Here is a 4,356-nt window from a genome sequence, read left to right as displayed (position 1 = left end):
TAGTCAAAAGAGTAGGACAGAGAACCGCCGGGAAGAAAATGATGAATGCCAATAGCTTCCTTAAAATATTGTAAATAATATTTTTTAATACTATAATATGGGTGTAACCCAAAAAGCTAAAATTATTTTTAATAGATTATACATCTGATGCGTTGCAGATAATTTTATAGTAAATTAAGATTTTTTGGTTATAATTATCTTGTAGGGGTTCGATTTATCGAACCCGTAAATAAGCGGGTCGGATAAATCCGACCCCTACCTTACTATTCCCCGATCAGGTCGAGGACAGGTTTGTTTACTTTTTGGGGGACAACCATACTATAAATAGTATATCAACAAAATCTGCTAATTACATAATTCTATATGGGGATAGGAAGAGGGCTAAAAACTCTAAGTCCTAAAAGGATAAAGTGGAATATATGGAAGAAAAAGAAAAAACCAAAGAGCAGTTAATAGATGAATTAATGAAATTACACCGGCAAATTACCGAATTGGAAAAATCAGAAATTAGGCATCAGCAGATAGAAAAAGCATCAACTGATAATGAGGAAAAATATCGAATTCTGGTAGAGTTAGCTGCTGATGGCATTCTTATAGAGACAGTAGAAGGTCGTATACTTGAATGTAGTACTGCCGGAGCAAAGATATATGGTTACGCTAAAGAAGAAATGATTGGCTTAACTATAGCAGACTTAGTTCCCGAAGAGTTTTCAAAGAAATTGCCTAAGGTTATTACCGACAAGGAGACCACTCACGGTATTTTCGTCCCTCGAATAAGCAAAAAGAAAGATGGCACTATCTTCCCTACAGAAATTGCCACCAAAATTGTCCGTATCGGAGGGAAACCCAGACTTATAGCTTATGTTCGTGATATCACCAAACCTAAGGAAGCAGAAAAAAAGCTAAGAAAAGCCAGAAAAATCTTTGCCAGTCTCTTTAATAGTAGTCCTATTGCGGCCTTGTATCATGATGAGGATGGTCGCATCTTAAATATAAATCCTTACTTTACCAAAACATTTGGTTACACCTTAAAAGAGATAAGAGGTAGAAATATTGATGAAGGGATGATTTATCCCGAAAATAAGATAGACGAAGGAGAAAGATTAACTAAGAAGGGATTGACCTTTAAAGGTATTTCTGAATATGAAACCATTAGAAAGAAGAAAGATGGTACTTTAATTTATGTAGTCATATCTGCTTCTCCGGTTATAATTGATGAAAAAGCTCAGGGAACTATAGCTTTATATAAAGATATTACCGAGCGTAAAAAAGCCGAAGAAGCCTTACGAAAAAGCCAGCAGGAATTTGCCAGTCTATTTAACAGCAGTCCCGAGGCTTTAGCCTATCTGGATGAAAAAGGCAATATTATAGATATAAACCCCCGCTTTGCCGAACTATTTGGTTATAATATAAATGAAGTAAAGGGTAGAAATCTGGATAACGGAATGATTCACCCACCAGAGAAGATGGGAGAAGGGAAATGGATGACCGAAAAGGCGTTAAAAGGCAAATTTTATTATGAGACTATCAGAAAGAAGAAGGATGGAACCTTATTCCCGGTTTCTATATCTGTTTCCAGGGTTATGCTTGATGGTAAGCTTCAAGGGGTGATAGGGATGTACAGAGATATAACCGAACGCAAGCAAGATGAGCAGCTCCATCAGGTCTTATACAATATCTCCAAAGCTACCAATTCTGCCCTCTCTCTTGACCAGCTCTATCCCCTAATCCATCAGGAATTAGGCAGCATCATCGACACCACTAACTTCTATATCGCTTTGGTAGATGAGAAAGAAGATAAGATCTTCTTCCCTTATAATATTGATCATGCCAAGCCTATTCATCTTCCTCGAAGTGTTAATCATAATTCTTTGGTTGCCGAGGTCATACGGACAGGTAAATCAATTTTGGTTAATCAAGAAATGATTAAAGGGAAAAAGTTTATGGAGGAATTTAAAGAATGGTTTGGCACCTTACGTAAGGTCTGGTTAGGATCCCCCTTAAAGATAGAAGATAAAACTATTGGGGTTATGGCCGTCCAGAGCTACACCAATCCTGAACTTTATTCCGAGAAAGACATCAAACTTCTAGAATTCGTCTCCTCTCAGGTGGCTACTGCCATCGAGCGTAAAAAAGCTGAAGAAACTTTACAGAAGAGCCAGCAAGAATTTGCCAGTCTATTTATGAATAGTCCTGAGGCTTTAGTATATCTAGATGAGAAGGGTACTATCTTAAACATAAATCCCCGTTTTACTAAACTCTTTGGCTATACCCTGGAAGAGATAAAAGGCAAAAATATTAATGAAGGATTCATTTATCCCCCTGATAAGATAAAAGAAGGAAAAAAACTGGATAAAATAGCCTCATCTAAAGGGTATTTCCATTATGAGACCATTAGGAAGAAGAAAGATGGCACGCTCTTTCCGGTTTCCATATCTGGTGCTAATATAAAAATTGATGGGCAGACAAAAGGATTAACAGCCACTTATATTGATATTACTGAACGAAAAAGACTGGAAAAAAGGTTGGAAAAGTTAGCTCATTTTGATGTCCTTACCGGTTGTTATGCCAGAGGGTATGGTCTGAGTCTTTTCGAACGGCAAATTAAGTCTGCCCAGCGCCGTAAAACCTCTATCCTGTTACTCTATCTTGATCTAGATGGACTTAAATATATTAACGATACCTTTGGTCATAAAGAAGGTGATAAGGCCTTAAAAGAGGCAGCTAAGTTCTTTAAATCTACCTTAAGAGAGGTCGATATCATCTGTCGTATGGGAGGAGATGAATTCCTATTGATTTTTCCCGATAGCTCTCTAAATGATGTTCCTCTAATCAAAGAAAGAATAACTAATAAATTAAAAGAATTAAATAAAAATCTTAATAACCCCTATAAGATAAGCTTTAGTATTGGTCTTTCTTGTTATAACCCATCTAATCCTTTATCTATAGAAGAATTAATCAAAATAGCTGATGAGAATATGTATGAAGAGAAAAAAAAGAAAAAATGAAAGGAGGAAATCAAATGAAAAAGATTCGATGGGGTGTCCTGAGCACCGCTAAAATTGGCACTGAAGAGGTGATTCCCGCTATGCAATTGGGGGAGTATTGCAAGTTTACTGCTATTGCTTCGCGCCAATTGGAAAAGGCACAGGCAGCAGCAAGGCGGTTGGGTCTAGAGAAGGCTTACGGCTCTTACGAAGAACTGCTAGCTGATCCCGATGTCGATGCTGTTTACCTTCCGCTTCCCAATCATCTGCATGTTCTCTGGGCCATCAAAGCACTGAAGGCCGGCAAGCACGTTTTATGCGAGAAACCCCTTGGTTTAAATGCAGCTGAAGCTCAGGAACTGCTGGAGGTTTCCCGTAAATTTCCCCGCTTAAAGGTTATGGAAGCATTTATGTACCGGCATCATCCGCAATGGCAATGGGCAAAGAAAAGGGTTTCCGAAGGGAAAATCGGTGAATTGCGGACGATTCAATCTTTCTTCTCCTATCACAATATCGACCCCAACAACATTCGAAATAAAGCGGATATTGGTGGCGGGGGACTGATGGACATCGGTTGTTACTGTATTTCGCTTTCACGGTTTATCTTTGGGGCTGAGCCCCGGCGGGTCTGCGGTATCAGGGAAGAAGATCCGGAGATGAAGGTTGATCGCCTAACTTCTGGCCTATTAGAGTTTGCCAGCGGTACTTCAACCTTCACCTGTGCGACACAGCTGGTACCTTATCAACGGGTAAACATTTTTGGTACCAAGGGGCGAATTGAAATTGAAATACCTTTTAATGCCCCTTCTGACCGGCCGTGCAAAATATGGCAGGGAGATGATACCAGAATTGAAGAGGTTATTCTGGAGATTTGTAATCAATATACGATTCAGGGAGACCTCTTTTCACGGGCAGTGCTGGAAGATAGAGAGGTCCCGACGCCACTCGAAGACGCTGTGGCAAACATGCAAGTGATCGATGCACTGGTTCGTAGTGCTAGGAGTGGAAGCTGGGAGAACTTCTGTCCTTAAAAAAATATGCTTATTTTTTTTCTACTACTAGAGTGCATTTGGTAAGTAAGCCAGCTATAGCGCCCACCGCAGCCAAGATTGGGGCAAGAAGTGCTCCTACTGCACCTACGGTCAAAGGAAATTCGGCAATAGTTTCTCCGTTTTCATTTTTGATGATAATCTTTCGAGCATTCCCTTCTTTTATAATACTTTTAATCTTTTCGATTATCTCATTCCCAGAAAGCTTGAATTCTTCTTTTTTATTAGTCATAAGTTCTCCTTTAATTATTTTTTGTTGGTTTTATTATAACATGGTTGTCACCCAAAAAGTAAACAAACTTGTCCTCGACCTGATCGGG

General features: G+C 39.1%; 3 protein-coding genes. 2 read left to right on the top strand and 1 reads right to left on the bottom strand.

The window, feature by feature from the left end:
- The first annotated feature begins 419 nt into the window (after positions 1–419).
- On the top strand, positions 420–3,008 hold the full coding sequence (locus COZ07_RS10165) for a PAS domain S-box protein (RefSeq protein WP_406608451.1): 2,589 nt from the start codon (positions 420–422) through the stop codon (positions 3,006–3,008).
- A 14-nt stretch (positions 3,009–3,022) separates the two neighbouring features.
- Positions 3,023–4,018, top strand: coding sequence for a Gfo/Idh/MocA family protein (locus COZ07_RS10160; RefSeq protein WP_406608450.1), 996 nt, complete (start codon positions 3,023–3,025; stop codon positions 4,016–4,018).
- A gap of 10 nt (positions 4,019–4,028) precedes the next feature.
- Here the strand turns inward: COZ07_RS10160 and COZ07_RS10155 are convergent, their stop codons facing one another.
- The gene (locus COZ07_RS10155; protein ID WP_406608449.1) at positions 4,029–4,268 is read right to left on the bottom strand and encodes a DUF4342 domain-containing protein; all 240 of its coding nucleotides are present in this window, start codon (positions 4,266–4,268) and stop codon (positions 4,029–4,031) included.
- Positions 4,269–4,356 lie beyond the last annotated feature (88 nt).

It is taken from the genome of Candidatus Infernicultor aquiphilus (genome assembly GCF_002784285.1).
Lineage (GTDB): Bacteria > Atribacterota > Phoenicimicrobiia > Phoenicimicrobiales > Phoenicimicrobiaceae > Infernicultor > Infernicultor aquiphilus.
The sequence above is the reverse complement of the archived record's forward strand: the minus strand, read 5'-3'. Positions and strand labels throughout refer to the sequence as shown.